The organism is Aeromicrobium halocynthiae (genome assembly GCF_039531385.1).
In the GTDB taxonomy this organism is placed as follows: domain Bacteria; phylum Actinomycetota; class Actinomycetes; order Propionibacteriales; family Nocardioidaceae; genus Aeromicrobium; species Aeromicrobium halocynthiae.
On the sequence record NZ_BAAAPY010000003.1, the window covers coordinates 1 to 26,940 of the forward strand.

Below are 26,940 nucleotides of genomic sequence, written 5' to 3' on the forward strand. Positions count from 1 at the left end.
CGTGTGAACACCGACTCCTGCCCGCCGTCTTCGACGGAGACTCCCTGCCCCTCGACCTCGGCCGCACCCGACGACTGTTCTCACTCCATCAACGTCGAGCACTCGAGATGAGAGATCACGGCTGCGTGTTCCCCGGATGCGACAGGCCACCCGGATGGTGCGTCGTGCACCACGCCAACGAGCACTGGGCCGCAGGCGGCACCACCAACCTGACCGACGGCGTCCTGCTCTGCCCCCACCACCACCGCACCCTCCACACCGACGACTGGCACATCCGCTTCACCCACCACCACGTCCCCGAGCTCATCCCCCCAGCCCACCTCGACCCCCACCGACGACCACGCAGACACCAACGCTTCCGAGAACCCACCCACACCAGACCCGCACGACGCTGACCGGCGGGAGAGCTCTGCCCACTGCCGGGCACCGACGAACTCGTCGTCACCGCCTGTTCACCGACGACCGGAATACTGCGACCATGCACCCGTACCCACGAGGTCGGGGCCGTCGGGGGACGGTCGTCGGTGCGGCACTCGCCGCGCTCGTCGCCGCACTCCTGATCGTGCCCGCGGCCGACGCCACCCGCCCCAGCCAGCAGAGGGAGTCCGACGTGCGCATCGCGACGTTCAACGCCTCCCTCAACCGCGCCGCCGCCGGTGACCTGCGCCGCGACCTCGCCTCGGGCGACGACGCCCAGGCCAGGAACATCGCGGAGATCATCCAGCGCACGCGGCCCGACGTCCTCGTGCTGCAGGAGTTCGACTTCGAGCCGGGCAACGCCGAGCTGTTCGCCGAGAACTACCTCCGGGTGGGCCAGGGCGGGGCCGACCCCATCGACTACCCGCACCACTTCACCGCGCCGGTCAACACCGGGGTGCCCACCGGGCTCGACCTCGACCGCGACGGACGCACCGACGGACCCGGCGACGCGCAGGGCTTCGGCGACTTCCCCGGCCAGTACGGCATGGTCGTCTACTCCCGGTACCCGATCGACACCGCCGGCGTACGGACGTTCCAGCACCTGCTCTGGAAGGACATGCCCGGAGCTCTCCTGCCGAGCGACCCCGAGACGGGCGAGTCCTGGTACGACACGGCGGCGCTCGACGTCCTGCGACTGTCCAGCAAGTCGCACTGGGACGTACCGGTGCGCGTCGGACGGCGCACCGTGCACGTGCTCGCCAGCCACCCCACTCCCCCGGTCTTCGACGGCCCCGAGGACCGCAACGGCCGGCGCAACAGCGACGAGATCCGGTTCTGGCGCGACTACGTGTCCGCTCCCGGCAAGGCCCGCTGGATGGTCGACGACGACGGCCGACGTGGGGGTCTCGGACCGCGAACGCACTTCGTCGTCGCCGGCGACCTGAACTCCGACCCGTTCGACGGCGACTCGCTGCCGGGCTCGATCGGTCAGCTGCTGGACCACCCCCGCGTCAACACGTCGCGGACGCCGTCCAGCGCCGGCGCGGTCGAGGCCGCCGAGCGCCAGGGCGGCGTGAACCTCGAGCACCGGAGCCCGGCCGCGCACGACACCGCGGACTTCACCGAGCCTCCCGGCAACATCCGCGCCGACTACGTGCTGCCCAGCACCAGCCTGCGGATCGTCGACGCCGGGGTCTTCTGGCCCACGAGCGACGACCCGCTGTCACGACTCACCGGGGAGTTCCCGTTCCCGTCGTCGGACCACCGACTCGTCTGGGTGGACCTGGAGCCCCGTCGGCCCTGGTGAACCCGCGACGCCCGAGAGCCCGGCGGTCACAGGAGCACGAGGTCGTCGCGGTGCACGACCTCGCGCTCATAGTCGGCGCCGAGCTCCTCGCCCAGCTCGCGGGTGGAACGGCCGAGGAGGGCCGGCAGCTCGGCGCTGTCGTAGTTGACGAGCCCTCGGGCGAGCACCCGACCCGAACGGTCGGCGACGTCGACCGGGTCCCCCGCCGCGAAGTCGCCGGCGACGTCGTCGATGCCGGCCGCGAGGAGGGAGGCGTTGCGGGCCGTGAGAGCGCGGACCGCGCCGTCGTCGATCGTCAGCACGCCCTTGGTCTCGCTCGCGTGCGCCAGCCACAGCAGGCGCGTGGGTCGACGACGACCGGTGGGCAGGAACCGCGTGCCGACGTCGTCGCCGCTCAGCGCTGCCGAGGCATGTGGGGCGGCGGTGAGCACGACCGGGATGCCCGCGGCCGTCGCGATGCGTGCCGCCTCGATCTTGGTGACCATGCCGCCCGTCCCGACGGCCGAACCCACGCGGGCGACGTCGACGCCGACGAGGTCCTCCGGGCCACCGACGGTCTCGATGCGCCGTGAGTCCGGCAGCGACGGGTGGCCGGTGTAGAGCGCGTCGACGTCGGACAGCAGGACGAGCAGGTCGGCGTGCACCAGGTGGGCGACGAGGGCGGCGAGGCGGTCGTTGTCCCCGAAGCGGATCTCGCTCGTCGCGACCGTGTCGTTCTCGTTGACGATCGGCACGACGCCGAGCTCGTGGAGCTTGGCGAACGTCTGGTACGCGTTGCGGTAGTGGCCGCGGCGGGTGACGTCGTCGACCGTGAGGAGGACCTGCCCGACGGTGAGGCCGTGCTCGGCGAACCGGGCGCTGTAGCGCGCCACCAGTGCTCCCTGGCCGACGCTGGCGGCCGCCTGCTGCGTGGGGAGGTCGCGCGGGCGAGCAGGCAGCCCCAGAGGACCGAGGCCGGCCGCGATGGCGCCCGAGCTCACCAGCACCACCTCGTCGCCACGTGCTGCTGCCGCCGCCACGGCGTCGACGACGGCGTCCACGCGCTCGGGGTCGAGGTGCCCCCCGGTGGTCGTCAACGACGACGACCCGACCTTGACGACGACCCGGCTCACGGCTGGTCGTCCTCGTCGAAGAGGTCGTCGGCCTCCTCGGGGAAGCTCCAGTCGCCGGCCTCGCGCGCCCGGCGGGCCTCGGCCTCGTGCGCCCGTCGCGCCGCCAGCTGCTCACGACGCTCGACGTTGGTCCGCCGTGCGTTCTCCTCGAGACGGAGGTCCTCGCCCCGGCGACCCAGCACCTCTGCGCCCGCGTCGACGGTGGGGTCGAAGTCGAAGATGACCGCGTCGGAGAGATCTCGCTTGCTGCCGCCGATCACGACGTCGTCACCCGGCTCCGCGCCGAGCGCGAGCAGCCTCGCCTCCACGCCGAGCCGGTTGAGGCGGTCGGCGAGGAACCCGACGGCCTCGTCGTTGGAGAAGTCGGTCTGGCGCACCCAGCGCGTCGGCTTGTCCCCGCGGACGATCCACTGGCGCTCGCCGCCTGCGCCGCGACGCTCGTCGATCGTGAACTCATCGCCCACGCCCGAGGGGGCCGGCGGGCGCAGCACGATGCGCGTGACCTCCTGGTCGGGCGTCGCGGCGCGGCGGGCGGCGACGATCTCGGCCATGGCGAAGGACAGCTCCCGCAGCCCGGCCCGGCTGGCAGCGGAGACGTCGAAGACGTCGAACCCGCGCCCCTCGAGGTCGGCCCGCACGAACTCGGCGATCTGCGCGGCGTCGGGCACGTCGGTCTTGTTGAGCGCGACGAGGCGCGGCCGCTCCAGCAGGTCGGCGCCGGCGGCGTCGGCGGGCAGACTCTCGGCGTAGCGGGCGAGCTCGTTCTCGATGATGTCGAGGTCGGTGAGCGGGTCGCGCCCGGGCTCGACGGTCGCGCAGTCGATGACGTGCACGAGCGCGGCGCACCGCTCGACGTGGCGCAGGAAGTCGTGACCGAGACCCCGCCCCTCGCTGGCGCCCTCGATCAGGCCGGGGACGTCGGCGACGGTGAAGGTGAGCGAGCCGGCGGTGACCACGCCGAGGTTGGGCACGAGGGTCGTGAACGGGTAGTCCGCGATCTTGGGCCGGGCGCGCGAGAGGGCCGCGATCAGGCTGGACTTGCCCGCGCTGGGGAAGCCGATGAGTCCGATGTCGGCGACGACCTTGAGCTCGAGGACGATCGCACGTTCCTCACCGGGCTCGCCCTTGAGCGCGAACCCCGGCGCCTTGCGCTTGCTGGAGGCCAGCGCCGCGTTGCCGAGGCCGCCGCGACCCCCCGCGGCGATCACGAGCTCGGTGCCGGGTCCGACGAGGTCGGCGACGACCTCCTCGGTCTCGGCGTCGCGCACGACCGTGCCGTCCGGGACGCTCAGGACGAGGTCGTCACCGTTGGCGCCGCTGCGGTTGCTGCCGGCCCCCGGCGCCCCGTTGCCGGCCTTGCGGTGCGGCTCGTGGTGGTAGTCGAGCAGTGTCGTGACGTCCTGCGCCACGCGCAGCACGACGTCGCCGCCGTGCCCGCCGTTGCCGCCGTCGGGACCGCCCAGCGGCTTGAACTTCTCACGGTGCACCGAGGCGACGCCGTGGCCTCCGTTGCCGGCGGACACGAGCAGGCGGACCCGGTCGACGAAGGTCGGGACGGCCACGGTGCACTCCTGGGTGGTGGGGGTGGAGACGACGACAGGGGCAGCCCGCAGTGCGGACCGCCCCTGTCGTGGAGATCTCGGCTGTTACTCGCCGGCCGGGACGATGTTGACGACCTTGCGGCCGCGACGACGTCCGAACTCCACGGCACCGGCCGAGAGCGCGAACAGGGTGTCGTCACCGCCACGACCGACGTTGGTGCCGGGGTGGAAGTGGGTGCCACGCTGACGGACGATGATCTCGCCGGCGTTGACCTGCTGGCCACCGAAGCGCTTGACGCCGAGGCGTTGCGCGTTGGAGTCACGGCCGTTCTTGGTGGAGGCTGCGCCCTTCTTGTGTGCCATGTCCGCTCCTACTTCGCGATGTCGGTGATCTTGACCTGCGTGTAGCGCTGGCGGTGGCCCTGGCGCAACGTGTAGCCGGTCTTGTTCTTGTACTTCTGGATCGTGATCTTCGGGCCCTTGGTGGCACCGATCGCCTCGGCCGTGACCGAGACCTTGGCGAGCTCGTCGGCCCCCGAGGTGACGGTGTCGCCGTCGACGTGGAGCACGACCGGCAGCGAGACGGACTCGCCCTCGGCGAGGCCGAGCTGGTCGATCTCGATGACGTCGCCCACGGCGACCTTCTGCTGCGTGCCGCCACTGCGCACGATTGCGTACACCACGGTGTTCCTCACTCGGTTCTGCTGAAAGACTCTGGTACTGAGACGGTACTGAGATGTCGGGGGTCCGAGCCCTCGCGGGCATGCGGAGCGGCGCCTCTGGGGGCACCGACGTCCTAGTCTACGGAGCGTCGGGCGTGTCGGTCAAAACGGGTCCGTCGACGGGCTCCTTGGGTCCGGTCACGTCCACCGGCTCGACGGCTGCCTCGGCGCTCTCCGCCGTCTCGGCGGGCTTGCTGGACGTGGACTGGTCCGCGGACCCCGAGGCATCCTTCGGCGTCGACTCGTCGGAGGGGGACGCCGCGCCGTTCGAGCCGTTCGCCGAGCGGTTGCCGCCCTGTCCGCCGGAGCGACCGCCGCCGTTGTTGCCTCCATTGCCTCCATTGCCGCCGTTGCCGTTGCCGTTGCCGCCGCGGCCGCCGCGACGACGCCCACCTCCGCGACGCTGGCCGTCGTCCTTGACGGGCTCGACGGGCTCGGCGGTGATCACCACGCCACGACCCTTGCAGTGGTCGCAGTCCGTGCTGAAGGACTCCAGCAACCCGGTGCCGATGCGCTTGCGCGTCATCTGGACCAGACCCAGCGACGTGACCTCGGCGACCTGGTGACGAGTGCGGTCGCGCCCGAGGCACTCCACGAGGCGACGCAGGACGAGCTCGCGGTTGCTCTCGAGGACCATGTCGATGAAGTCGACGACGATGATGCCGCCGATGTCGCGCAGCCGGAGCTGGCGGACGATCTCCTCGGCTGCCTCGAGGTTGTTCTTGGTGACGGTCTCCTCGAGGTTGCCGCCGGACCCCGTGAACTTGCCGGTGTTGACGTCGACGACGGTCATGGCCTCGGTGCGGTCGATCACCAGCGAACCACCCGAGGGCAGCCACACCTTGCGCTCGAGCGCCTTGTGGATCTGCTCGTCGATGCGGAACGACTCGAACGAGCCCTTGCCGTCGTGCTCCTGCGGCTGCCACTCCTGGAGCCGTTCGGCGAGGTCCGGGGCGACGTGGCGGATGTAGCCGGAGATGTTGTCCCAGGCGTCGGGGCCCTCGACCACGAGGGAGTCGAAGTCCTCGTTGAAGAGGTCGCGGACCACCTTGATGACGAGGTCGGGCTCGGCGTACAGCAGCTGCGGTGCCTTGGCCTGCCCGGACGTCGCCTGCTCGACCTTGCGCTCGATGTCCTCCCACCGCGCCTTCAGGGCAGCGACGTCGCGGGTCAGCTGCTCCTCGGTGGCTCCCTCGGCGGCGGTGCGCACGATGACTCCGGCGTCCTCGGGCAGCACCTCCTTGAGAAGTCCCTTGAGGCGGGCGCGCTCGGTGTCGGGCAGCTTGCGGGAGATGCCGTTGCTCTGGCCGCCGGGGACGTAGACGAGGAAGCGGCCCGGCAGGCTGATCTGGCTCGTCAGGCGCGCACCCTTCTGGCCGACGGGGTCCTTGCTGACCTGCACGAGGATGGTCTGGCCCGGGGAGAGCGCCTCCTCGATCTTGCGGGCCTTGCCATTCTCGACGCCGCTCCAGTCGACCTCGCCGGCGTAGATGACGGCGTTGCGGCCCGCTCCGATGTCGACGAACGCGGCCTCCATGCTCGGCAGGACGTTCTGGACCTTGCCGAGGTAGACGTTGCCGATGATGGAGACCTGCGACTCGCGGGCGACGTAGTGCTCCACGAGGACGGAGTCCTCCAGGACGGCGATCTGGGTGTAGTCGTCCGAGCCGTCGGCGTCGGCGGGGCGCTGACGCACGACCATGGTCCGCTCGACGGACTCGCGGCGGGCGAGGAACTCGGCCTCGGACACGATGGGCGCTCGACGGCGGCCCGCCTCCCGACCCTCGCGGCGGCGCTGCTTCTTGGCCTCCAGCCGTGTGGAGCCGGTGACGCCGGTGATCTCGTCCTCGGCGCTGCGACCCTCGCGCACCTTGACGACCGTGTTGTCGGGGTCGTCCGGGGAGCTCTGGGCGCGCTCGCCGGAGCGGGCGCGACGGCGACGGCGACGGGTGCCGCCGCCTCCGCCCTCGGTGGAGTCGTCCTCGCCGTCGTCGGTGCTCTCGTCCTGGCTCGTGTCGGCTGCGGAGTCGTCGTCGGAACCCTGGGCGGAGTCGTCGGACTTGTTGCGGCGGCGTCCACCGCGGCTGCGGCGGCGCCGCTTGGACTGGCCACCACCGGAGCCGGACGTGTCGTTGTCGTCGTCGTCCTCGTCCTCGTCGTCCTCCGGTTCCACGGCCGTGGCCGGGCGCTGGGGCGCGGCGACCGGCTCGGGCGCCTGGAAGGTGGGGACCGCGAAGGCCGGGGCGATCGTGGCCGCTGCACCGGCCGCCGGGGCGTCGTCGCCGGTCGCGTCGTCCTCGACGGGGCTCTCGGCGACGGGCGCCTTCTTCTTGCCGGCCCTCGTGCTCACCTTGCGCGGGGCCTCGTCCGCGGGGACCTCCTCGGCAGGCTCCTGCGAGGCGCGGCTGTCGGAGGTGGGCGCGTCGACGGCCTCGTCGAGCGGAAGCTGCTCGTCGCGGGTCGGCGCAGCCTTCTTCCTCGTGCCGGAGCGCTTCCTGCCGGCCTTCGCGGGACCGGTCGTCGGCTCGGCGGGCACCGCGGTCTCGGGCGCGGAGGCGTCCGAGGGGTCCGCGACCTGCTCGACCTCGGCCTGCGGCTCCGCCTCGCTCGGCTGCGGCGCCTCGGCCGGCGTGGCCGAGGCGGTCCGGCGGCGGGCGGCGCGACGCTTGGCCGCGGACTCGGTGCTCGTCGTGACGCCGCTGGAGGCGGCCTTCGGGCCTTCGGGCATCGGCACGGTCTGCGCCTCGTCGGCTGCGGCCCCCGACTCGACCACCGAAGGCGGTCCGGCGGGGCGGCCGGCGGTCCGGCGGCTGGTGCTGCGGGTGGTGGCCGTGGTGCTGGTGGCCGGGGTCTGGGGGGTGTCGTCGTCGAGCATCTGCTCTCCCTGCCTCGCGGGCGACGGATCGCTCCGAGGTGTGCGTCTGGGTCCGCCGCGGCGGACCGAAAGTCTCATTCGCCCGGCGTCCGCTGTCCGTCCGCCAGGAGGACGACGCCTCGGCCTGTCACACGGCTGCCCCGTCGGCCCGCCGCGGTCGTCACCCGATCAGGGTGCGTCGCGGTCGAGGGCGAGCGGATCGCCGACCGTGCCGGACTGCGCGTCGAGCGGACCCTGGGCCGTCCGGGTCGCCAGCGGCGTCCCGTCGAGCTTCAGATCCTGCCCGGACACCAGTCCGGCAAGAACGTCATCCGGTCGTACCGACGGTGTTACGTGCCGGACGACCAGGGCCAGTATCGCACACGGGTCGCCATGTCCCTCGGCGTCGCGCACCTCCAGGCTCACGACGGGTCCGCGGACGTCGACCGTCCTGGGCCCGCGCTTGGTGCTCTTGACCGCCTCCACGACGTCGGCGGCAAGGAAGCCGTCGACGGCGCGTCGCAGGTCCGCCGGGTCGGTCCCGGGGAGCTCGATGGTCCACGCGCTGGCCTCCAGTCGGTCCGCGAGCGCACCGCCCGCGGAGGTGACGACCTCGAGGATGTCGAGGCCAGGCGGGAGCGACGCGTCGAGCTCGCGCGCCACCTGCGCCGGGTCGCGCTGCTGCGTGAGGCCGATCTCGAGGAACTCGGCCTCGCTCGCGGCGCCGGTCGGCGAGGCGCCGGCGTAGGAGATCTTCGGGTGCGGCGTGTAGCCCGAGCTGAACGCGATCGGCACCCGGGCGCGTCGCACGGCGCGTTCGAAGGCTCGGCCGAAGTCGCGATGGCTGGTGAAGCGCAGCCGGCCACGCTTGGCGTAGCGGATCCTCAGCTTCTGGACGATCGGCAGCTGCGGGTTGGGCGCCTCCGGGTTGGGCGTGCCCTGCAGCGTCGTGCTCCCGTCTCCTGTCATCCCACGAGCCTACTGCCGCCCCGCCCGCACCCCGTGGCTGTCGGAGGCGTTCAATGGGCCGGTGCGCGCGGGGCGGTGGTTCACGGGGGCGACGATCGTGCTGCTCGCGCTCAACCTGCGCTCCGCCGTCGGCAGCGTCGGGGTGCTGCTGTCGGCCGTCACCGACGACCTCGGCATGTCCGCGACGACCGCAGGCGTCCTCACGACGCTACCGATGGTGTGCTTCGCCGTCGTGGGGCTCTCGACCGGGGCGATCGTGCGCCGCCTCGGCCTGCACCGCACGACGGCCCTGGCCCTCGCCCTCGTGCTCGTCGGCCTCGGGACACGGGCCGTCGCCGACTCCACCGTCGCCTTCCTGGCGACGTCGGTCCTCGCGCTCGGCGGTGCCGCCATGGGCAACGTCGTCCTGCCCCCGCTCGCACGCACACACTTCCCGGACCGGGTCGCCGGCATCAGCGCCCTGTACGGCGCCGCACTCATCGCATCCGGGACGCTCAGCTCGTCGCTGTCGGTTCCGGCGGCCGAGGCGTTCGGCTCCTGGCGGGTCGGCGTCGGTCTGTGGTCGGCGCTGGCGCTGCTGGCCCTCCTGCCCTGGCTCACCCTGCTCTCGCGCGACGTCCGGACGTCTCTCGCACCGACCGACCGGCTCCCCACGGGCCAGGTGCTCCGCTCCCCGCTGACCTGGGCGCTGGTGGTCTGCTTCGCGGCGCAGTCCGGGGGCGCCTACGCTCAGTTCGGCTGGTTCGCGAGCATCGTCGTCGACGCCGGCACCGGCCCCGCCACGGCGGGGGCGCTGCTCGGGCTGCTCACCGGCGTCGGCATCCCGCTCACGCTGTGTCTGCCCTGGCTGATCGCCCGACTCGGCGGCACGGGCGTGCTCCCGGTCGCGTTCGGTGCGCTGACCGTCGCGGGGTGGACCGGACTCGTGCTGGCGCCATCCACGGCGCCTGCCCTGTGGGCGGTGCTGCTCGGCCTCGGCAGCGGTGCGTTCACCTGGTGCCTGACCATGATCGGGCAGCGCACCCGCACCACGGCGGGTACCACCGCCCTGTCGAGCCTGGTGCAGGGTCCGGGCTACCTGGTCGGCGGGCTGGTGCCGTTCGGCACCGGCGCGCTCCACGACGTCACCGGGTCGTGGACGCCGCCGCTGGTCGGGCTGGCCGCGCTCGGCGTACTCATCGCCGTCGCCGGCACGCTCGTCGACCGCTCCACCCCGTTGGAGGACCGACTGGTGCCGACGTCGCGCGGCTGACCCGACTCGACGCCGCATCGAGCACCGTCGAGTGGCGGAAAGTCGTCACCGAGTGGCGGAAAGTCTTCCGCGAGTGGCGCGAACTGGGGCGACACGCCGTCCCACTTTCCCCAGGTTGCGCCACTCGCGGGTGACGGGGCGGGTGGGACGGTCAGACGACGGTGAGGGGCAGGAGGGTCTTGCCGGTGGGTCCGACCTGGATCTCCAGGTCGAGCTCGGGACAGACGCCGCAGTCGAAGCAGGGGGTCCAGCGGCAGTCGTCGACCTCGACGGCGCCGTCGGGGTCGATCGCGTCCTCCCAGTCCTCCCACAGCCACTCCTTGTCGAGGCCGGAGTCGAGGTGGTCCCACGGGAGGACCTCGTCGTGGGTGCGCTCACGGACCGTGTACCAGTCGAGGTCGACCGGCTCGTCCGCGAGGACCTCGGCGGCCTTGGTGGCCCAACGCTCGTAGGAGAAGTGCTCGCTCCAGCCGTCGAAGCGGCCGCCGTCGCGCCAGACGGCCTCGATGACCCGGCCGACGCGACGGTCGCCGCGCGACAGCAGTCCCTCGACGATGCCGGGCTTGCCGTCGTGATACCGGAATCCGATCGCCTTGCCGAACCGCTTGTCCGACTGCACCGACGCCCGGAGCTTGCGCAGCCGCTCGTCGGTGGTCTCGTGGTCGAGCTGGCTCGCCCACTGGAAGGGGGTGTGCGCCTTGGGCACGAACCCGCCGATGCTGACCGTGCAGCGGATGTCGCGGCGCCCCGAGACCTCCCGCCCGACCTCGATGACCCGCTTGGCGAGCTCACCGATCTGCAGGACGTCCTCGTCGGTCTCCGTCGGCAGACCGCACATGAAGTAGAGCTTCACCTGACGCCACCCGTGGGAGTACGCGGCGGTGACGGTCCGGACGAGGTCGTCCTCGGTCACCATCTTGTTGATCACCTTGCGCAGCCGCTCGCTGCCTCCCTCCGGCGCGAACGTCAGCCCGGACCGACGGCCGTTGCGGCTGAACTCGTTCGCCAGGGCGATGTTGAACGCGTCGACGCGGGTCGACGGCAGCGAGAGCGACGTGTTGGTGCCCTCGTACCGGTCCCCCAGCTGCTTGGCGACCTCGCCGATCTCGGTGTGGTCGGCGCTGGACAGGCTCAACAGGCCCACCTCGTCCATGCCGGACTTCTCCAGCCCGTTCTGGACCATGGCCCCGATGGTCTCGATGGAGCGCTCGCGGACCGGGCGCGTGATCATCCCGGCCTGGCAGAAGCGGCACCCACGGGTGCAGCCGCGGAAGATCTCCACCGAGTAGCGCTCGTGCACCGTCTCCGCGAGCGGCACGAGCGGGTTCTTCGGGTACGGCCACGCGTCGAGGTCCATGAGGGTGTGCTTGGTGACGCGGTGCGGCACGCCGGCACGGTTCGGCACGACCTTCTCGATGCGACCGTCGGGCAGGTAGCTGACGTCGTGGAACCGCGGGACGTAGATGCCGCCGGTGGCGGCGAGCCGGAACAACAGCTCCTCGCGTCCACCGGGCCTGCCCTCCTCCTTGAACTCGCGGACGATGTCGCTGATCGCCAGGACGATCTCCTCGCCGTCGCCGAGGACGGCGGCGTCGACGAAGTCGGCGATCGGCTCGGGGTTGAAAGCGCTGTGCCCGCCGGCGATCACGATCGGGTCGTCGTCGGTGCGGTCGACGGCGTGCAGGGCCATGCCCGAGAGGTCCAGCGCGGTCAGCAGGTTGGTGTACCCGAGCTCGGTGGAGAAGGAGACGCCGAGCAGGTCGAACGCGCCCACCGGGCGGTGGGCATCGACGGTGAACTGGCTGATGCCGTGCTCGCGCATCACCGCCTCCATGTCGGCCATGACGGCGTAGGTGCGCTCGGCGAGGATCCAGTCGCGCTCGTTGAGGACCTCGTAGAGGATCTGCACGCCCTGGTTCGGCAGGCCGACCTCGTAGGCGTCGGGGTACATGAGCGCCCACCGCACGGACACGGCGTCCCAGTCCTTGACGGTGGCGTTGAGCTCACCGCCGACGTACTGGATCGGCTTGCCGACCGAGGGCAGCAGCGGCTCCAGGCGGGGGAAGAGTGAGTCGACGGGCATGCCCACCAGCGTAACGAGCCTCGAGAACGTGGCCGATACCCTCGCAGCCATGGGTCTGTTCTCTCGACGCAACCAGCCAGGCCTCAAGGTGGCCTACGCTCCACGCGGCACCGATGGCACCCTCGACCAGACCGTCCGGGTCGAGAACACCACGGAGGTGGGCGTGCGGCCGGTGCTCACGTTCACCGCGGTCGACTTCTACGGCCGCGAGCTGCCGAACGTCGAGGTCGGGACGGTCCTCGGCATCGACCGCGGGGCCGTCGTGGTGGCCCCCGGCCAGACCGCGGTCGACGTCCTGCACTTCCACGGGCTCGGGGCGCGCAACGTCCGAGGCGTCAACATCGCGATGGTCGACGCGACCGAGGCCGACCTCGGCGGGGCGACGGCGCCCGTCGAGGCGCTCATGGTCGACATGAACCAGCGCGCGACCCTCGACCCGGCCGACTTCTGGGGCGTGGGCGTGGTCAACCGCAACGACGTCCCGGTGAGCATGAAGGTGACGCTCGTGGAGCTCGAGCCGGAGGGCACGGGCGGCAAGGACGCCCCCCGTCAGGCCGTCGACGCCGTCACCTTGACCGAGCCGGTCGAGCTCGCGTCGCAGTCTCACGACGTCGTCTGGCTGCCCGAGGAGATCCGCGGCCGGTTCCACGCCGTGATCGGCCACCTCGACGTGCCCTGGACGGGGCCCAGCGACGTGCCGGACGACCCGCGCGAGCTCGAGCCGGGCGACGGCGACCAGGGCTGAGCCACCCCTGCGGACGGCCTCAGCCCATCACCCCAGGTCCCATCACCCAGGTCCCATCACCCCAGGTCGGGGAACCAGAGCGCCATCTCGCGAGCGGCCGACTCGGTGGAGTCCGACGCGTGCACGAGGTTCTCGCGGTTGGACAGCGAGAAGTCGCCGCGGATGGTGCCGGGTGCGGCGGCCCGGCCGTCGGTGGCGCCGTTGAGGGCGCGCACGACGGAGATCGCCTCGTCGCCCTCGAGCACGAGCGCCACGAGCGGTCCGGAGACCGCGAACTCGCGCAGCGGCGGGTACCACGGCTGCTCCACGTGCTCGGCGTAGTGCGCATCGGCCATCGGGGCGTCGATGGTGCGGTGCTCCATCGCGACGATGCTCAGGCCCTTGGCCTCGAACCGGGCGAGGATCTGTCCCACGAGTCCGCGGCGGACGGCGTCGGGCTTGAGCAGGACGAGGGTGCGCTCTGACATGGCGCTCACGGTACAAGCCACGACGCCAGCGCTCGTCGCCGGTCGGTAGCGTTCTCACCGACGACACCTCGACCAGAGAGCCCCTCGATGCCCACTCCGGCACCTGCCAGCCCCTGGTGGCGCGACGCCGTCATCTACCAGGTCTACCCGCGCTCGTGGGCCGACGCCGACGGCGACGGGATCGGCGACCTGCCGGGCATCACGTCGCGCCTCGAGCACCTCGTCGACCTCGGCGTCGACGCGGTCTGGCTCTCCCCGTTCTACGTCTCCCCCCAGCACGACGCCGGCTACGACGTCACCGACTTCCGCGCCGTCGACCCGCTGTTCGGCTCCCTCGACGACGCCGACGCTCTCGTCGCGCGTGCCCACGAGCTGAGTCTGCGGGTGGTCGTCGACGTCGTCCCGAACCACACCTCCAGCGAGCACCGGTGGTTCCAACAGGCCCTCGTCGACGGACTCGGCAGCGCCGCCGCGGCGCGCTACGTCGTGCGGCCGGGCCGGGGTGGTGCCGGTGAGGAGCCGCCCAACAACTGGCTCAGCAACTTCGGCGGTGGCGCGTGGTCGCCGTGGCCGGGCGAGACCAACGGCGAGACCCACCAGCACTGGTACCTGCACCTGTTCGACACCACCCAGCCCGACCTCGACTGGACCAACCCCGAGGTCCACGACGAGCTCGACGCGGTCCTGCGCTTCTGGCTCGACCGCGGCGTCGACGGGTTCCGCATCGACGTCGCGCACGGGATGGTCAAGGCCGGGGGCCTGCCCGACGCCGACCTGTCGCTCGACCCGAACGTCGACCCCACCGGCGACCTCCCGATGTGGGACCAGCCGGGCGTCCACGCGATCTACCGGCGCTGGCGGCGCCTCGTCGAGGAGTACGGCCCGTCCGACCCACGGTGGGCCGACGACGGCGACCGGCTCCTGTGCGCCGAGGCATGGGTCCAGCCGGCGGAAGCGCTCGCTCGTTACGTCCGCCCCGACGAGCTGCACCAGTCGTTCAACTTCGCGTTCCTGATGACCCCGTGGATCGCCGCCGACCTGCGCGACGTCGTCGACCGGACGCTGCAGGCCGCCGAGGCCGTGGGCGCCCCCCAGACCTGGGTGCTCTCGAACCACGACGTCGTGCGCCACGCCAGCCGTCTCGGCTACCCGCAGGTCAGCGGCGAGGCACCGCCGACGGGCATCGGCCCGGGCGACCCGCAGCCGGACGCGGCACTCGGGCTGCGGCGCGCCCGGGCCGCGACCGCGCTGATGCTCGCGCTGCCGGGCTCGGCCTACCTGTACCAGGGTGAGGAGCTGGGCCTGCCCGAGGCGACGCTCATCCCCGACGACGCCCGCCAGGACCCCACGTGGGAGCGTTCCGGCCACACCCGTCGGGGTCGTGACGGGTGCCGCGTCCCCGTCCCGTGGGCCGCCGACGGCCCGAGCCTGGGCTTCGGGCCCTCCGGCACGCCCTGGCTGCCGCAGCCGCCGGAGTACGCCGACCTCGCCCCCGACCGCCAGCGCGGTGACGAGCGCTCGACGCTCGAGCTCTACCGCCGGCTCCTGCGCCTGCGCCGCGAGCTCGGCCTCGGACGCCGTCGCCTGGAGTGGGTCGACCACGAGTCCCCCGACGTCCTGGCCCTGCGCCTCCTGGCCGACGACAGGGACGAGATCGTCGTGCTGGCCAACACCGGTCCGGGACCCGTCCCGCTCCCGGTCGACGTGCGCGTGCTCGTCTCCTCCGCCACGATCGACGACGGCACCCTCCCCTCGGACACGACAATCTGGGTGCGCCGGCCCTGACCGGTAGCCGTCTTGCGATCCGTCGCGGGCTGAGCGTAGGTTGACGTCCTGACGTGACGCAAGTCACAGCATCGGAGGAGCGGATGAGACGGCAGGGAGCACGCATCGCGACGGCGGTGACGTCGGCCGGGCTGACCGTGGGTCTGCTCGCCGGTTGCGGGGGCTCGGACGGCACCACGTTGAACTGGTACATCAACCCCGACGGCCAGGACACCCTCAACGCCCTGGCCGAGGAGTGCAGCACCGACGACTACGACATCGCCATCCAGCTGCTGCCGGCCAGCGCCACCGACCAGCGCACGCAGCTGGCCCGGCGACTCGCCGCCGGCGACAGCTCGACGGACCTCATGAGTCTCGACCCGGTCTTCGTGCCGGAGTTCGCGAACGCCGGGTGGCTGGCGCCGTTCGAGGGCGACCTCGCCGAGCAGGCGGTCGACGACGACGTCCTCGCCGGTGCCGCCGAGACGGTCACGTGGGAGGACGAGGTCGTCGCCGTCCCGCAGTGGGCCAACACGCAGGTGCTCTGGTACCGCCGCTCCCTCGCCGAGGCCGCCGGTCTGGACATGGAGCAGCCTGTCACGTGGTCGGAGGTCATCGAGGCCGCCGCCGACCAGGGCGGCACGGTCGGCGTCCAGGCCAACCGCTACGAGGCGTACGTCGTGTGGATCAACGCCCTCATCCAGGGCGCCGGGGGCGACATCCTCGACCCCGACACCGTCGAGGACGGCCGCGACGCCGAGGTCACGATCGACTCCGAGGCCGGCGCCGCGGCCGCCGAGGTCATCGCGCAGCTGGCCGAGTCCGGCGCCGCCCAGCCCGACTTCACGACCTCCAACGAGGGCACCAGCCTCGGCCGGATGTTCCCCGCCGAGGGCCCGGGGTCGTTCATGACCAACTGGACCTTCGTCTACAAGAACTACGAGGGCCTCATCGGCGCCGGCGGCGGTCCGGCTGACGAGGCCGAGTTCGAGGACCTCGGCTGGGCGCGGTACCCGCAGACCGTGGCCGGCGAGACCTCACGGCCGCCGATCGGAGGCATCGACATCGGCGTCGGCGCGTTCTCCGACGACGTCGACGCCGCCCGCGAGGCGGCCCTGTGCGTCACGTCGCCGGAGGCCCAGGCCGCCCTGGCCGTCAACGAGGGGCTCATGCCGTCGCGCCAGAGCGTCTACGACTCCCCGGAGCTGCAGGAGGCCTACCCGGCCGACCTGCTGGAGCTGTACAGCGTCAGCATCGAGGAGGGCGGCCCCCGCCCCAAGAGCGCCTTCTACAGCCAGATCTCCAACGCCGTCCAGTCCCGGTGGCACTCCCCCAGGGACGTGAACCCCGAGTCCACGCCACGCCGCTCGGCCGACTTCCTCGAGGCCGTGCTCCGAGGGGAGGCCCTGCTGTGAGTGCCGTCACCGCACCCCGCGCCACGACGAAGAAGGACGAGGCACCGGCGTCGGAGCGCACCCGCGCCGAGAACTCCCTGGCGCTCAAGCTCGTCGCACCGGCCATCGTGCTCATGCTGTTCGTCACGGCGTTCCCGATGCTGCGGGCCCTCTACCTCTCGCTGTTCGACTACTCCCTGACCGCACCGGACGATCGCACGTTCGTCGGCTTCAGCAACTACGCGACCGCGCTGACGGACCAGCTGTTCTGGCTCCGGACCGCCAACACCGTCTTCATCATGGTGGTCACGGTCTTCTTCCAGCTCGTCATCGGGTTCGCCTTCGCGATGGTGATGCACCGGCTGATCTTCGCCCGCGGCACCGTGCGGACGTCGATCCTCATCCCCTACGGCATCATCACCGTCGTCTCGGGATTCGCCTGGCAGTTCGCGTTCTCCAACACGAACGGGTTCGTCAACGAGTGGCTGCCCTTCATGAGTCCGGACTTCAACTGGTTCGGTCAGTACTCCTCCTCGATGATTCCGATCATGGTCTCGGAGATCTGGAAGACCACCCCGTTCATGGCCCTGCTGCTGCTCGCCGGGCTCGCGCAGGTCTCCGACGACATGATCGAGGCCGCGAAGGTCGACGGCGCGTCGTGGTGGCAACGGTTGTGGCGCGTCATCCTGCCGAACATGCGCGCCGCGATCATGGTGGCCGTGCTGTTCCGTGCGCTCGACGCCTACCGCATCTTCGACAACATCTTCGTGATGACCGCCGGCGCCAACGGCACCGAGTCCATCTCGTTCCTGACCTACCGGCAGGTGATCGAGCAGTTCCAGCTCGGCATCGGATCGGCGCTGTCGGTCCTGCTGTTCCTGTCGGTGCTGGTGGTGGCGTTCTTCATCGTCAAGGTGTTCCGGGTCGACCTCGCCGCGGCGCGGCAGGACTGAGAGGGCCACGATGAACAGCAACCAGACCCTGCAGCGCCTCGGCACCGGCCTCGGTGTCGCCGCCATCCTCGCGTGGTGCCTGCTCCCGATCGCCTGGATCGTGTCGCTGTCGTTCAAGAGCCAGGAGGCCGTCACCAACGGCAGCCCCGGCTTCTTCCCGCAGTCCGGCGGAGGCGCGGGGTGGCAGAACTACGTCGACGTCATCGCCGACGACCAGTTCCGCCGCGCCATCGTCAACTCCCTCGTCATCTGCATCACGGCCACCACGCTGAGCGTCATCATCGCGACGCTCACCGCCTACGCCGTGGCACGCCTGGAGTTCACCGGCAAGAAGTTCGTGCTCACCACGGCGCTCGTGATCGCGATGTTCCCGGTCGTCTCGCTCGTCGGGCCGCTGTTCGACATGTGGCGGACGCTGGGGCTGTACGACACCTACGTCGGCCTGATCATTCCCTACATGAGCTTCACGCTGCCGCTGGCGATCTGGACGCTCTCGGCGTTCTTCCGCGAGATCCCGTGGGAGATGGAGCAGGCCGCGCAGGTCGACGGCGCCACGTCGTGGCAGGCGTTCCGCAAGGTCATCGTGCCGCTCGCCGCGCCCGGCGTGTTCACCGCGGCGATCCTGACGTTCTTCTTCGCGTGGAACGACTTCGTCTTCGGCATCTCCCTGACGTCCACCGAGAACGCCCGCCCGATCCCCGCTGCGTTGTCCTTCTTCGTCGGCTCGGACCCGTTCAACCGTCCGGCCTCCCTGCTGGCCGCCGGAGCCGTGGTCGCCACGGTCCCGATCGTCCTGCTCGTCCTGTTCTTCCAACGCAAGATCGTCGCTGGTCTCACCGCCGGCGCAGTGAAGGGTTGATCCATGGCCACCATCGAGATGAAGAACATCGTCAAGGAGTACGGCGACGGGTTCCCGGCGGTCAACGACGTCAGCATCGACGTCGCCGACGGCGAGTTCCTGATCCTCGTCGGTCCGTCCGGCTGCGGGAAGTCGACGCTGCTGCGGATGATCGTCGGACTGGAGGACATCACCTCCGGCGACATGGTCATCGGTGGCAAGCGCGTCAACGACCTCGCCCCGCGCGACCGCAACCTGTCGATGGTCTTCCAGAACTACGCGCTGTACCCGCACCTGACGGTCTACGAGAACATCGCGTTCCCGCTGCGGCTCGCCGGCATGAAGAGCTCCGAGATCGACGAGAAGGTGCGCCAGGCCAGCGCCACGCTCGACCTCGACGAGCACCTCGAGCGCAAGCCCGCGAACCTCTCCGGCGGCCAGCGTCAGCGTGTCGCGATGGGCCGTGCGATCGTGCGCGACGCCGAGGCGTTCCTGTTCGACGAGCCGCTGTCGAACCTCGACGCCAAGTTGCGCGGTCAGATGCGCACCGAGATCGCGCGCCTGCAGAAGAAGCTCGGCATCACCACCGTCTACGTGACCCACGACCAGACCGAGGCCATGACGCTCGGCGACCGCGTCGCCGTCCTCAAGCGCGGCGTGCTGCAGCAGCTGGCCACCCCGCGCGAGCTGTACGAGCAGCCGGTCAACCTGTTCGTCGCCGGCTTCATCGGCTCCCCGCCGATGAACTTCCTGCCCGCGAAGATCCAGGGCACCCAGGTCGAGCTGCCGTTCGGCACCTTCGAGCTGCCCGCGGACAAGGCGGCCAAGGTCGAGGGCCGCGACCTCCTGCTCGCCGGCATCCGTCCGGAGCACTTCGAGGACGTCTCGGTGCTCGAGGACGTCGACGAGGCGCGCACCTTCGAGGCGACGATCGACGTCCGCGAGTGGTTGGGAGACCAGCAGTACGCCTACATCCCCTACGACGCCGAGCCGAACGTCCAGGACCAGCTGAAGTCCCTGGCCCGCGAGGTCGACGGGGACTCCCTGCGGACGCAGCTCGTCGTGTCGCTGGACTCGGCGGCCAGGGAGACCGAGGGGGCGTCGCAGCTGACGATCGACCTCGACAAGCTGCACCTGTTCGACCCCTCGAGCGGGGAGAACCTCACCGTCGGGCTCTGACGTCGGGCCCGCTCCGCTCAGCGCTTGCGGGGCTTCGAGGCACGACTGGCCTCCACGACCTCCGCGTTCCACTCGTGCTCGCGGATCAGGCGGTAGCGCTCGCACGCGACCCGCAGGTAGGCCGCGGCCGGTCGCTCGTTCGGGCCGCGCAGGCCCGCCTCCTCGATCATGTCGACGACGGGCTTGAACTCCTCGGCGTACCAGCGGGCCGCCATCGTCGGCTTGTCCATGTAGGCCTTCTCGGCGTGCATCTGACGCGCACCCCACGCCTCGACGGTCTCGGCGATGACGCCGTAGTCCCACGGGTCGTCGACGGCGACGGCTGCGCGCGCCTCCCCCGTGAACGGGACCCGCTCGAGCATCAACCGGCGCCAGTACTTGCGCTCGAGGTCCTTGCGGGCGTCGATGCCGACGGGCTTGAGGAAGGTCTCGATGGCCGTCACCCGCGCCTCGATGCGGTCGACCCCCATGCCGCGGGCGACGGAGACGCGGTGGTGGCCGTCGCGCACGAAGTAGTAGTCACCGACCTGGTAGACGTCGATCGGCGGGATCTCCTCACCCTTGCGGCTGGCCCGGGCCAGCCGCTCCCAGCGCTGGCGGCTGCGCGCGGAGGTGGGCCGGAAGCGGCGGTCGAAGTCGCGGACCTTGTCGACGGAGCCGACGATGCGGTCGAGGGGGATCACCTTGGTGCCGACGTAGTGCTCGGCTCGGCGTCCGAGTGCCTCGACCACCTCGTCGAAGGACATCGACTGGACGACGTCGTCCTTGTCGCCACGGATCCGCCCGGCCAGCGCGGACAGGACCTGGTGCCGGCGGGCACGAAGGAAGTCGCTCTCTGCGTCGACGCGTGGCGAACCGGTGCTGCCGACCATGGCCTCAGCCTCTCTCGTAGGGGGACGGGACCGGCGTCGCGCGGGGCACGACGTCGATCACCTGCCAGGGGATGACGTTGCGGACGACCGTGTCGCCGACGTGGCGGTCGGGCTTGAGCATCCCGAACGGGTGGATGTGCCCGTGCAGGTGCCACGACGGGCGCAGCGCCGCCAGCAGGGGGTGCAGGGCCTGGATGCCGACGTGCGGACCGTCGGGCTCGTCGCCGAGCCCCAGGGGCGGGGCGTGCGTCAGGACGACGTCGACCGTCCCGCTCGAGGCGACGGCCGCGAGTCGGTCGGCGGCGGACGCGAACTCGGCCTGGGTGTGCTGGTGCGGTCCGGCCTTGTAGCGCACGCAGCCGCCGAGCCCGGCGATGCGCAGACCACCGAGGTCGGCGAGCGAGCGGTCGAGGTTCGTCCACCCGCGAGGGCCGTCGCCTCCGGCGGTAGCGGGGTCGTGGTTGCCCGGGACGAACCCGCAGGGCACGCCGAGGGCGTCCCCGAGCTGCTCGAGGTAGCCCCACGGCAGGTCACCCGCGGACAGGACGACGTCGACGTCGAGTCCGGACAGGCGCGACTCGTAGCCGAGGACCTCCTCGTCGGCCACTGCGAGCACCTTGACCATGCGTCGAGACTACTCGCCCCGCGCCCTTCGCTCACGGGTGCGAGATCAGCCACCGAACCTCAGACCGGCTCGGGGTCGTCCCCGGCCTCGCGCGCCCAACGAGCCTTGTCCTCCTCGATCCTGCGACCGAGCAGGTAGGCGCTCGCCCAGAGCACGGCGAACAGCCCGCCCACGAAGAACATCGCGGGGACCAGGAACCCGAGACCGATCGCGGCGACCTGGATGGCGTGACCGACCAGGTACGCCTCGGGGCGGCGCAGGGCGCCTGCGGTCAGCAGGCACAGCACGGCGAGCCCGAGGCCGAGCGGCGCGGCCAGCGACGCGGGGACGTCCTCGACGGTGATCATGACCGGGACGCTGAGCCCGAGGAGGATCGCCTCGAACGTCAGCATCGCCGCGCACATGCCTCTCACGAGTCGCTCCTCACGAGCAGGAGCCGGGCCTCGCCGGCGGTGATGACCGACCCGGTGACGAGCACCCCACCGCTGCCGACGGCGTCCTCGTAGCCCTCGGTGGTCTCGGCACGGGTGATGGCCTTCTCGAGGGCGTCGGGCAGCTGCCGGGCGAGGCTGACGCGAGACTCGTCGCCGAGGACGTCGCCGACGATCTCGGCGAGCTCGCCCGCCGGCAGGCACCGGTCGCTGGAGTTCTGGGTGCAGACCACGTGCGAGGCGACCGGCTCCAGCGCGCGGACGATCTCCTCGACGTCCTTGTCGGCCATGACGGCGAGCACCACCACCAACGGGCTGAACGTGAACTCCTCCTGCAGGGTCGCGACGCTCGCCGCGACGCCGTGCGGGTTGTGGGCGGCGTCGACGATGACCGTCGGGCCACGCCGCACCACCTCGAACCGTCCCGGCGAGCTCACGGCTCCGAAGCCCGCCTGGACGACCTCGGCGTCGAGCTCCTTGGCGCCGGTGAGTGCCTCGACGGCCGCGAGGGCGAGCGCGGCGTTGCGGGCCTGGAAGGTGCCGTGCAGCTGCAGCAGCACCTCGTCGTAGCGGGCGCCCACGCCCTGCAGGGAGAGCTGCTGTCCACCGACGGCCGCGAGCCGGTCGGCGACGCCGAAGTCGACGCCCTCGCGCCACACCGTCGCACCGACCGTCGCGGCACGCTGCAGCAGGACGTCGAGCACCTCGGGCTCCTGCTCGGCGATGACGACGTGCGAACCGGCCTTGATGATCCCGGCCTTCTCCTGCGCGATCGTGACGGGGTCGTGGCCGAGGTAGGCAGCGTGGTCGACGGAGATCGGCGTGATCACCGCGACGCGGGCGTCGGCGACGTTGGTGGCGTCCCACGTGCCCCCCATCCCGACCTCGACGACCGCGGCATCGACCGGGGCGTCGGCGAAGGCCGCGTAGGCCATCGCCACGCTCGTCTCGAAGAACGACAGCGGGTGCTCCTGGGCGGCGTCGACGAGGTCGGCGAACGGGGCGACGTCGGCGTACGCCTCGACGAACAGCTCCTCGCTGAGCGGCTCGCCGTCGAGGCTGATGCGCTCGGTCATGGACGTCAGGTGCGGGCTCGTGAACCGGCCGGTGCGCAGGTCGAGCGAGCGCAGGAGAGCGTCGATCATGCGCGCCGTCGACGTCTTGCCGTTGGTGCCGGTCAGCTGGATGACGGGGTAGGCACGCTGCGGGTCGCCGAGCAGCTCCAGCAGCGCGCGGATGCGGTCGAGCGACGGCTCGAGGCGGGACTCGGGCCAGCGGCCCAGCAGGGCGGCCTCGACCTCACGGTAGGTGGGATTCATCGTGGTCCAGTATCCCACGCCGGGCCCGGACCTTGCTGACTGGCGGTTTACCACGGTCCCAAGGGTTCCTTGTTCTTCCCTCGGCAGATCTGCCGAGGGAAGAACAGGCTTGCCGTGGGACCGTGGTAAACCGCCCGTCGGCGACGACCTCAGCGTTCCTCCTAGACTGTCCTCCCGTGACCACTGCTCAGAACCGCGTCCCGGCCAAGCCCGCCCTCGAAGGTCTCGAGGAGCGCTGGAGCGGCGTGTGGGCGGAGCAGGGCACCTACGCGTTCGACCGGTCGAAGGAGCGGGCGGACGTCTACTCCATCGACACCCCTCCGCCGACGGTCTCCGGCTCGCTGCACGTCGGGCACGTGTTCAGCTACACCCACACCGACCTCGTCGCCCGCTTCCAGCGGATGCGCGGCAAGGAGGTGTTCTACCCGATGGGCTGGGACGACAACGGCCTGCCCACCGAGCGTCGGGTGCAGAACTACTTCGGCGTGCGGTGCGACCCGTCGCTGCCCTACGACCCCGACTTCATCCCGCCCGAGAAGCCGGACCCGAAGAAGCAGGTGCCGATCAGCCGGCGCAACTTCATCGAGCTGTGCAACACGCTCGTCGTCGAGGACGAGAAGGTCTTCGAGAAGCTGTGGCGCACCCTCGGTCTCTCCGTCGACTGGGACCAGACGTACACGACCATCGGCGCCGACGCGCAGACCGTCAGCCAGCGGGCCTTCCTGCGCAACCTCGCCCGCGGCGAGGCCTACAGCCAGGACGCACCCACGCTGTGGGACGTGACGTTCCAGACCGCCGTCGCCCAGGCCGAGCTCGAGGCGCGGGACTACCCCGGCGCGTACCACCGCGTCGCCTACCAGCACGAGAGCGGACCGATCGTCGTGGAGACGACGCGTCCGGAGCTCACCGCCGCAGCCGTTGCGATCATCGCCCACCCCGGTGACGAGCGCTACCAGCACCTGTTCGGCACGACGGCCACGTCGCCGCTGTTCGGCGTCGAGGTGCCGATCATCGCCAGCCCGCTGGCCGACCCCGAGAAGGGCTCGGGCATCGTGCACTGCTGCACCTTCGGCGACCTCACCGACGTGCAGTGGTGGCGCGAGTTCCAGCTCGCCAACCGCACCGTCATCGGTCGCGACGGCCGCTTCCTGCGCGAGGTGCCCGAGTGGATCGCCGGCGGGCCGGGCGAGGACCTGTGGGCCGAGCTGGCCGGCAAGACCGTCTTCACCGCGCGCGAGCTGACGGTCGCCGCGCTGCGCGAGGCGGGCGCCCTCGACGGCGAGCCCGAGCCGACCCAGCGCGTCGCCAACTTCTACGAGAAGGGCGACAAGCCGCTCGAGATCGTCTCCACCCGCCAGTGGTACATCCGCAACGGCGGCCGTGACGCCGACCTGCGGTCTGCGCTCGTGGCGCGCGGCGACGAGATCGACTGGAAGCCCGGCTACATGCAGAGCCGCTACACCAACTGGATCGAGGGCCTCAACGGCGACTGGCTCGTCAGCCGCCAGCGGTTCTTCGGCATCCCCTTCCCCGTCTGGTACCGCCTCGACTCAGACGGCGAGCCCGACTACGACGACCCGATCCTCGCCACCGAGGCCGAGCTGCCCGTCGACCCCGCCTCGCAGGCTCCAGCCGGGTTCGAGGAGTCCCAGCGCGGCGAGCCGGGCGGCTTCATCGCCGACCCCGACGTGCTCGACACGTGGGCCACCTCGTCGTTGAGCCCGCAGCTGGCGTGCGGCTGGGAGCGCGACGAGGACCTCTTCGCCCGCACCTTCCCGATGGACCTGCGCCCGCAGGCGCACGACATCATCCGTACCTGGTTGTTCTCCACCGTCGTCCGCTCCCACCAGGAGTTCGGGACCGTGCCGTGGACCCACACCGCCATCTCCGGCTTCGTGGTCGACCCCGACCGCAAGAAGATGAGCAAGTCCAAGGGCAACGTCGTCGTGCCCGACGAGATCCTCACGACGTACGGCGCCGACGCCGTCCGTTGGCGTGCCGCCCTCGCCCGCCCGGGCGCGGACTCCCCCTTCGACGAGACGCAGATGAAGGTCGGACGCCGGCTCGCGATGAAGGTGCTCAACGCGAGCAAGTTCGTGCTCGCCGCGCCCGAGGACTACGGCCTCGGCGCCACCGCCGCCGACCTCGACCCCGCCGCCGTCACCGAGCCGCTGGACCTCGCGATGCTCGCCGGACTGCGACGCGTCGTCGAGCAGGCCACCGCGAGCTTCGAGGCCTACGACTACTCCTCGGCGCTGGAGATCACCGAGAAGTACTTCTGGGACTTCTGCGACGACTACCTCGAGCTGGTCAAGGACCGCGCACGCGGCGAGGCCGCCCCCGGCGGGGGTGCCGGGCCGTGGGCGGCAGAAGGTACGGCGTCTGCGCGGTCGGCGTTCGTGCTGGCGCTGTCGGTCCAGCTGCGCCTCCTCGCCCCGTTCCTGCCGTACGTGACCGAGGAGGTCTGGTCCTGGTGGCAGGAGGGCTCGGTGCACCGCACCGCCTGGCCCACCGTCGACGACCTGCCGACGGTCGAGACCGACGCCGCCATCCTCCCGGCCGCCGCCGCAGTCCTCGCCGGGATCCGGGGCGCGAAGTCGACGGCGAAGGTCAGCCAGCGCACCGAGGTCGTCTCGGCAGTGGCTCGCGGACCCGAGGCCACGCTGCTGCTCGCCGAGCAGGCGCTCGTCGACGTCGCGGCCGCCGGTCGCGTCGTGGGAGCCCTCTCGCTGGAGTCCGCCGACCTCGCGGAGGTCACCGTCGAGGCGACGCTCGCCGAGACCGACTGAGTCGTCGCGACCCGGGCGCCGGGCGCTCAGTCGAGCGTCTGGAACCGCAGAGCGTCGGGGTGCAGCCGGCCGATGAGATGCTGTCCCAGCGCGACGGCCGTCGTGGTCTGACCGGCGACGTCGGCGACGTCGTCGAACGCCAGGCTCAGGGCCGCCTCGCCCAGCATCTTGGCGGTGCCGCCGTAGCCGGGGTCTCGGCCGCTCACCTTGGTGTGCAGCGTGGACGTGGGGGTCTCGGCGAGCAGGTCGAGCGTGAACCACGCCTTGGCGCGCTCCTCCGGCGTCGGGCCGTCACCTTGGCTCTTGGCCTTCAGCAACAAAGACCGCACTGGCGGGATCTGCGACCCGACGCCGAGCACCCCCAGGCCCACTGCTCCCGCAGCCAGCATGCGGGTGGTCTTGACGTGGGCGTAGTGCTCGTAGGTGAACTCCGGGCCGTAGGCGTCGAGCGCGCGAGCCGACCGCAGCACGATCTGTGGGTCGACCGTCGGTAGTGGCACCGCCCAGCCGCGATCGTGCTCGGCACGTCCGAGCGAACCGGCTCCGCGGATGCGCCGACCGCTGGGGCGCTCCTCGAGGCTGCGACGCTGCTTGGCGACCTGCGCCGACTGGCGGAACGAGGCGAACTGCCCGATCGCGGAGTGGTACGTGCCCCCCGACGGGCCCATGTTCCCGCGCACGAACGCCTTCACGCGGATCGGGACGTCGTCGGGCAGCTGGGCGACGGTGTAGAGGACGCCGAGGTCGTAAGGGATGGAGTCGAAGCCACAGCAGTGGATGAGGCGGGCGCCGGTGCGCTTCGCCGTCTCGTGCAGGTCGAGCCAGACCTGGTCGACGAACTGCGGCTCGCCGGTGAGGTCGAGGTAACCGATGCCCGCCTCGGCGGCGGCGCGTGCGGCCGGGAGTCCGTGCTTGAGGTAGGGCCCGACGGTGCTGACGAGCACGCGGGTGCCCTCGGCCATCGCGCGCATCGAGGCGGGGTCGTCGATGTCCGCGACGACGACCTCCGGAGCGGTCGCGCCGGCGGCGACCACGTCGTCGGCCACCGCCTGCAGCTTGTCGGCGTTGCGGCCGGCGATCGCCCACGACGCCCCGTCGGGCAGGTGGGTGCCGAGGTACTCGGCGGTGAGTGCGCCGGTGAAGCCCGTCGCGCCGTGCAGGGTGATGTCGACCGTCATGTCGCGACCCTAGCGCGGCGGCCTGACCCGCTCGAGGCGTCCTCCCGCGGCGACCTCGTTCTTCCCGCGGCAGATCTCCCGCGGGAAGTACAGGCTTGCCGTGGGACCGTGGTAAACCGCAAGCCCG

23 protein-coding genes are annotated in these 26,940 nt (G+C 71.4%); 10 read left to right on the forward strand and 13 right to left on the reverse strand.

Annotated features, from left to right (window positions below; translation table 11 throughout):
* Together ABD213_RS05540 and ABD213_RS05545 are read left to right on the forward strand one after the other, a co-directional pair.
* Positions 1 to 395: HNH endonuclease signature motif containing protein (locus tag ABD213_RS05540; RefSeq protein WP_344325602.1), on the forward strand; the 395-nt coding region annotated here is incomplete at its 5' end.
* 83 nt (positions 396 to 478) lie between these two features.
* The gene (locus tag ABD213_RS05545) at positions 479 to 1,726 is read left to right on the forward strand and encodes an endonuclease/exonuclease/phosphatase family protein (RefSeq protein ID WP_344325605.1); all 1,248 of its coding nucleotides are present in this window, start codon (positions 479 to 481) and stop codon (positions 1,724 to 1,726) included.
* 26 nt (positions 1,727 to 1,752) lie between these two features.
* Here ABD213_RS05545 and proB read toward each other — a convergent pair whose 3' ends face one another.
* The 6 genes from proB to ABD213_RS05575 form a co-directional block, all read right to left on the reverse strand.
* Positions 1,753 to 2,838 (reverse strand): glutamate 5-kinase, encoded by a 1,086-nt coding sequence (proB, locus tag ABD213_RS05550; RefSeq protein WP_344325608.1) that lies wholly within the window; start codon positions 2,836 to 2,838, stop codon positions 1,753 to 1,755.
* Entirely contained in the window at positions 2,835 to 4,400 is a 1,566-nt protein-coding gene (gene obgE, locus ABD213_RS05555; protein ID WP_344325611.1) for a GTPase ObgE, read from the reverse strand. Before obgE ends, proB begins: the two co-directional genes overlap by 4 nt.
* Positions 4,401 to 4,484: 84 nt before the next feature.
* On the reverse strand, positions 4,485 to 4,742 hold the full coding sequence (gene rpmA, locus ABD213_RS05560; RefSeq protein ID WP_344325614.1) for a 50S ribosomal protein L27: 258 nt from the start codon (positions 4,740 to 4,742) through the stop codon (positions 4,485 to 4,487).
* An 8-nt stretch (positions 4,743 to 4,750) separates the two neighbouring features.
* Entirely contained in the window at positions 4,751 to 5,059 is a 309-nt protein-coding gene (rplU, locus tag ABD213_RS05565; protein WP_344326284.1) for a 50S ribosomal protein L21, read from the reverse strand.
* Positions 5,060 to 5,180: 121 nt separating this feature from the next.
* Positions 5,181 to 7,976: an Rne/Rng family ribonuclease gene (locus ABD213_RS05570; protein WP_344325617.1), complete on the reverse strand. Its 2,796-nt coding sequence runs from the start codon at positions 7,974 to 7,976 to the stop codon at positions 5,181 to 5,183.
* A 168-nt stretch (positions 7,977 to 8,144) separates the two neighbouring features.
* Positions 8,145 to 8,924 (reverse strand): TIGR03936 family radical SAM-associated protein, encoded by a 780-nt coding sequence (locus tag ABD213_RS05575; RefSeq protein ID WP_344325620.1) that lies wholly within the window; start codon positions 8,922 to 8,924, stop codon positions 8,145 to 8,147.
* Positions 8,925 to 8,985: 61 nt separating this feature from the next.
* Here ABD213_RS05575 and ABD213_RS05580 point away from each other — a divergent pair, with 61 nt between their 5' ends.
* Positions 8,986 to 10,176 carry an MFS transporter gene (locus ABD213_RS05580; RefSeq protein WP_344325623.1) on the forward strand — a complete coding sequence of 397 codons (1,191 nt, stop codon included), beginning with the start codon at positions 8,986 to 8,988 and terminating at the stop codon, positions 10,174 to 10,176.
* A gap of 151 nt (positions 10,177 to 10,327) precedes the next feature.
* On the opposite strand, the gene ABD213_RS05585 is transcribed toward ABD213_RS05580, so the two are convergent.
* On the reverse strand, positions 10,328 to 12,259 hold the full coding sequence (locus ABD213_RS05585; protein ID WP_344325626.1) for a TIGR03960 family B12-binding radical SAM protein: 1,932 nt from the start codon (positions 12,257 to 12,259) through the stop codon (positions 10,328 to 10,330).
* Positions 12,260 to 12,308: 49 nt separating this feature from the next.
* Between ABD213_RS05585 and ABD213_RS05590 the strand changes: the two genes are divergently transcribed.
* The gene (locus tag ABD213_RS05590) at positions 12,309 to 13,004 is read left to right on the forward strand and encodes a hypothetical protein (protein ID WP_344325629.1); all 696 of its coding nucleotides are present in this window, start codon (positions 12,309 to 12,311) and stop codon (positions 13,002 to 13,004) included.
* A 56-nt stretch (positions 13,005 to 13,060) separates the two neighbouring features.
* Here ABD213_RS05590 and ndk read toward each other — a convergent pair whose 3' ends face one another.
* Positions 13,061 to 13,471: a nucleoside-diphosphate kinase gene (gene ndk, locus ABD213_RS05595; protein ID WP_344325631.1), complete on the reverse strand. Its 411-nt coding sequence runs from the start codon at positions 13,469 to 13,471 to the stop codon at positions 13,061 to 13,063.
* An 87-nt stretch (positions 13,472 to 13,558) separates the two neighbouring features.
* On the opposite strand from ndk, the gene ABD213_RS05600 reads away from it, so the two are divergent.
* From ABD213_RS05600 to ABD213_RS05620, 5 genes are all read left to right on the forward strand, one after another.
* Positions 13,559 to 15,256, forward strand: a complete 1,698-nt coding sequence (locus tag ABD213_RS05600; RefSeq protein ID WP_344325634.1) for a glycoside hydrolase family 13 protein — start codon at positions 13,559 to 13,561, stop codon at positions 15,254 to 15,256.
* An 83-nt stretch (positions 15,257 to 15,339) separates the two neighbouring features.
* Positions 15,340 to 16,650: an extracellular solute-binding protein gene (locus ABD213_RS05605; RefSeq protein WP_344325637.1), complete on the forward strand. Its 1,311-nt coding sequence runs from the start codon at positions 15,340 to 15,342 to the stop codon at positions 16,648 to 16,650.
* Positions 16,647 to 17,582: a carbohydrate ABC transporter permease gene (locus ABD213_RS05610; protein WP_344325640.1), complete on the forward strand. Its 936-nt coding sequence runs from the start codon at positions 16,647 to 16,649 to the stop codon at positions 17,580 to 17,582. Before ABD213_RS05605 ends, ABD213_RS05610 begins: the two co-directional genes overlap by 4 nt.
* Before the next feature lie 10 nt (positions 17,583 to 17,592).
* Positions 17,593 to 18,441: a carbohydrate ABC transporter permease gene (locus ABD213_RS05615; RefSeq protein WP_344325643.1), complete on the forward strand. Its 849-nt coding sequence runs from the start codon at positions 17,593 to 17,595 to the stop codon at positions 18,439 to 18,441.
* A gap of 3 nt (positions 18,442 to 18,444) precedes the next feature.
* Positions 18,445 to 19,599, forward strand: a complete 1,155-nt coding sequence (locus ABD213_RS05620; RefSeq protein WP_344325646.1) for an ABC transporter ATP-binding protein — start codon at positions 18,445 to 18,447, stop codon at positions 19,597 to 19,599.
* A 17-nt stretch (positions 19,600 to 19,616) separates the two neighbouring features.
* On the opposite strand, the gene ABD213_RS05625 is transcribed toward ABD213_RS05620, so the two are convergent.
* The 4 genes from ABD213_RS05625 to ABD213_RS05640 are packed head-to-tail and all read right to left on the reverse strand — an operon-like array spanning position 19,617 to position 22,846.
* A complete protein-coding gene (locus ABD213_RS05625; RefSeq protein WP_344325649.1) occupies positions 19,617 to 20,471 on the reverse strand; it encodes a ParB N-terminal domain-containing protein in 855 nt (284 codons plus the stop codon).
* Positions 20,472 to 20,475: 4 nt separating this feature from the next.
* Positions 20,476 to 21,096, reverse strand: a complete 621-nt coding sequence (locus ABD213_RS05630; protein WP_344325652.1) for a metallophosphoesterase family protein — start codon at positions 21,094 to 21,096, stop codon at positions 20,476 to 20,478.
* A gap of 59 nt (positions 21,097 to 21,155) precedes the next feature.
* On the reverse strand, positions 21,156 to 21,500 hold the full coding sequence (locus ABD213_RS05635; RefSeq protein WP_344326285.1) for a DUF4233 domain-containing protein: 345 nt from the start codon (positions 21,498 to 21,500) through the stop codon (positions 21,156 to 21,158).
* A 5-nt stretch (positions 21,501 to 21,505) separates the two neighbouring features.
* Positions 21,506 to 22,846: a bifunctional folylpolyglutamate synthase/dihydrofolate synthase gene (locus ABD213_RS05640; protein ID WP_344325655.1), complete on the reverse strand. Its 1,341-nt coding sequence runs from the start codon at positions 22,844 to 22,846 to the stop codon at positions 21,506 to 21,508.
* Positions 22,847 to 23,022: 176 nt separating this feature from the next.
* Here ABD213_RS05640 and valS point away from each other — a divergent pair, with 176 nt between their 5' ends.
* Positions 23,023 to 25,635: a valine--tRNA ligase gene (gene valS, locus ABD213_RS05645; protein WP_344325658.1), complete on the forward strand. Its 2,613-nt coding sequence runs from the start codon at positions 23,023 to 23,025 to the stop codon at positions 25,633 to 25,635.
* A 26-nt stretch (positions 25,636 to 25,661) separates the two neighbouring features.
* On the opposite strand, the gene ABD213_RS05650 is transcribed toward valS, so the two are convergent.
* On the reverse strand, positions 25,662 to 26,813 hold the full coding sequence (locus ABD213_RS05650; protein ID WP_344325661.1) for a saccharopine dehydrogenase family protein: 1,152 nt from the start codon (positions 26,811 to 26,813) through the stop codon (positions 25,662 to 25,664).
* Between the last annotated feature and the right edge of the window lie 127 nt (positions 26,814 to 26,940).

Coding starts and splice junctions, on each gene's coding strand:
- ABD213_RS05615 (WP_344325643.1), top strand. CDS start 17,593: ATGAACAGCAACCAGACCCTGCAGCGCCTCGGCACCGGCCTCGGTGTC.
- ABD213_RS05545 (WP_344325605.1), top strand. CDS start 479: ATGCACCCGTACCCACGAGGTCGGGGCCGTCGGGGGACGGTCGTCGGT.
- ABD213_RS05570 (WP_344325617.1), bottom strand. CDS start 7,976: ATGCTCGACGACGACACCCCCCAGACCCCGGCCACCAGCACCACGGCC.
- ABD213_RS05620 (WP_344325646.1), top strand. CDS start 18,445: ATGGCCACCATCGAGATGAAGAACATCGTCAAGGAGTACGGCGACGGG.
- ABD213_RS05650 (WP_344325661.1), bottom strand. CDS start 26,813: ATGACGGTCGACATCACCCTGCACGGCGCGACGGGCTTCACCGGCGCA.
- ABD213_RS05630 (WP_344325652.1), bottom strand. CDS start 21,096: ATGGTCAAGGTGCTCGCAGTGGCCGACGAGGAGGTCCTCGGCTACGAG.
- ndk (WP_344325631.1), bottom strand. CDS start 13,471: ATGTCAGAGCGCACCCTCGTCCTGCTCAAGCCCGACGCCGTCCGCCGC.
- ABD213_RS05605 (WP_344325637.1), top strand. CDS start 15,340: ATGAGACGGCAGGGAGCACGCATCGCGACGGCGGTGACGTCGGCCGGG.
- ABD213_RS05575 (WP_344325620.1), bottom strand. CDS start 8,924: ATGACAGGAGACGGGAGCACGACGCTGCAGGGCACGCCCAACCCGGAG.
- ABD213_RS05600 (WP_344325634.1), top strand. CDS start 13,559: ATGCCCACTCCGGCACCTGCCAGCCCCTGGTGGCGCGACGCCGTCATC.
- ABD213_RS05640 (WP_344325655.1), bottom strand. CDS start 22,846: ATGAATCCCACCTACCGTGAGGTCGAGGCCGCCCTGCTGGGCCGCTGG.
- ABD213_RS05635 (WP_344326285.1), bottom strand. CDS start 21,500: ATGTGCGCGGCGATGCTGACGTTCGAGGCGATCCTCCTCGGGCTCAGC.
- ABD213_RS05590 (WP_344325629.1), top strand. CDS start 12,309: ATGGGTCTGTTCTCTCGACGCAACCAGCCAGGCCTCAAGGTGGCCTAC.
- ABD213_RS05585 (WP_344325626.1), bottom strand. CDS start 12,259: ATGCCCGTCGACTCACTCTTCCCCCGCCTGGAGCCGCTGCTGCCCTCG.
- rpmA (WP_344325614.1), bottom strand. CDS start 4,742: ATGGCACACAAGAAGGGCGCAGCCTCCACCAAGAACGGCCGTGACTCC.
- ABD213_RS05625 (WP_344325649.1), bottom strand. CDS start 20,471: ATGGTCGGCAGCACCGGTTCGCCACGCGTCGACGCAGAGAGCGACTTC.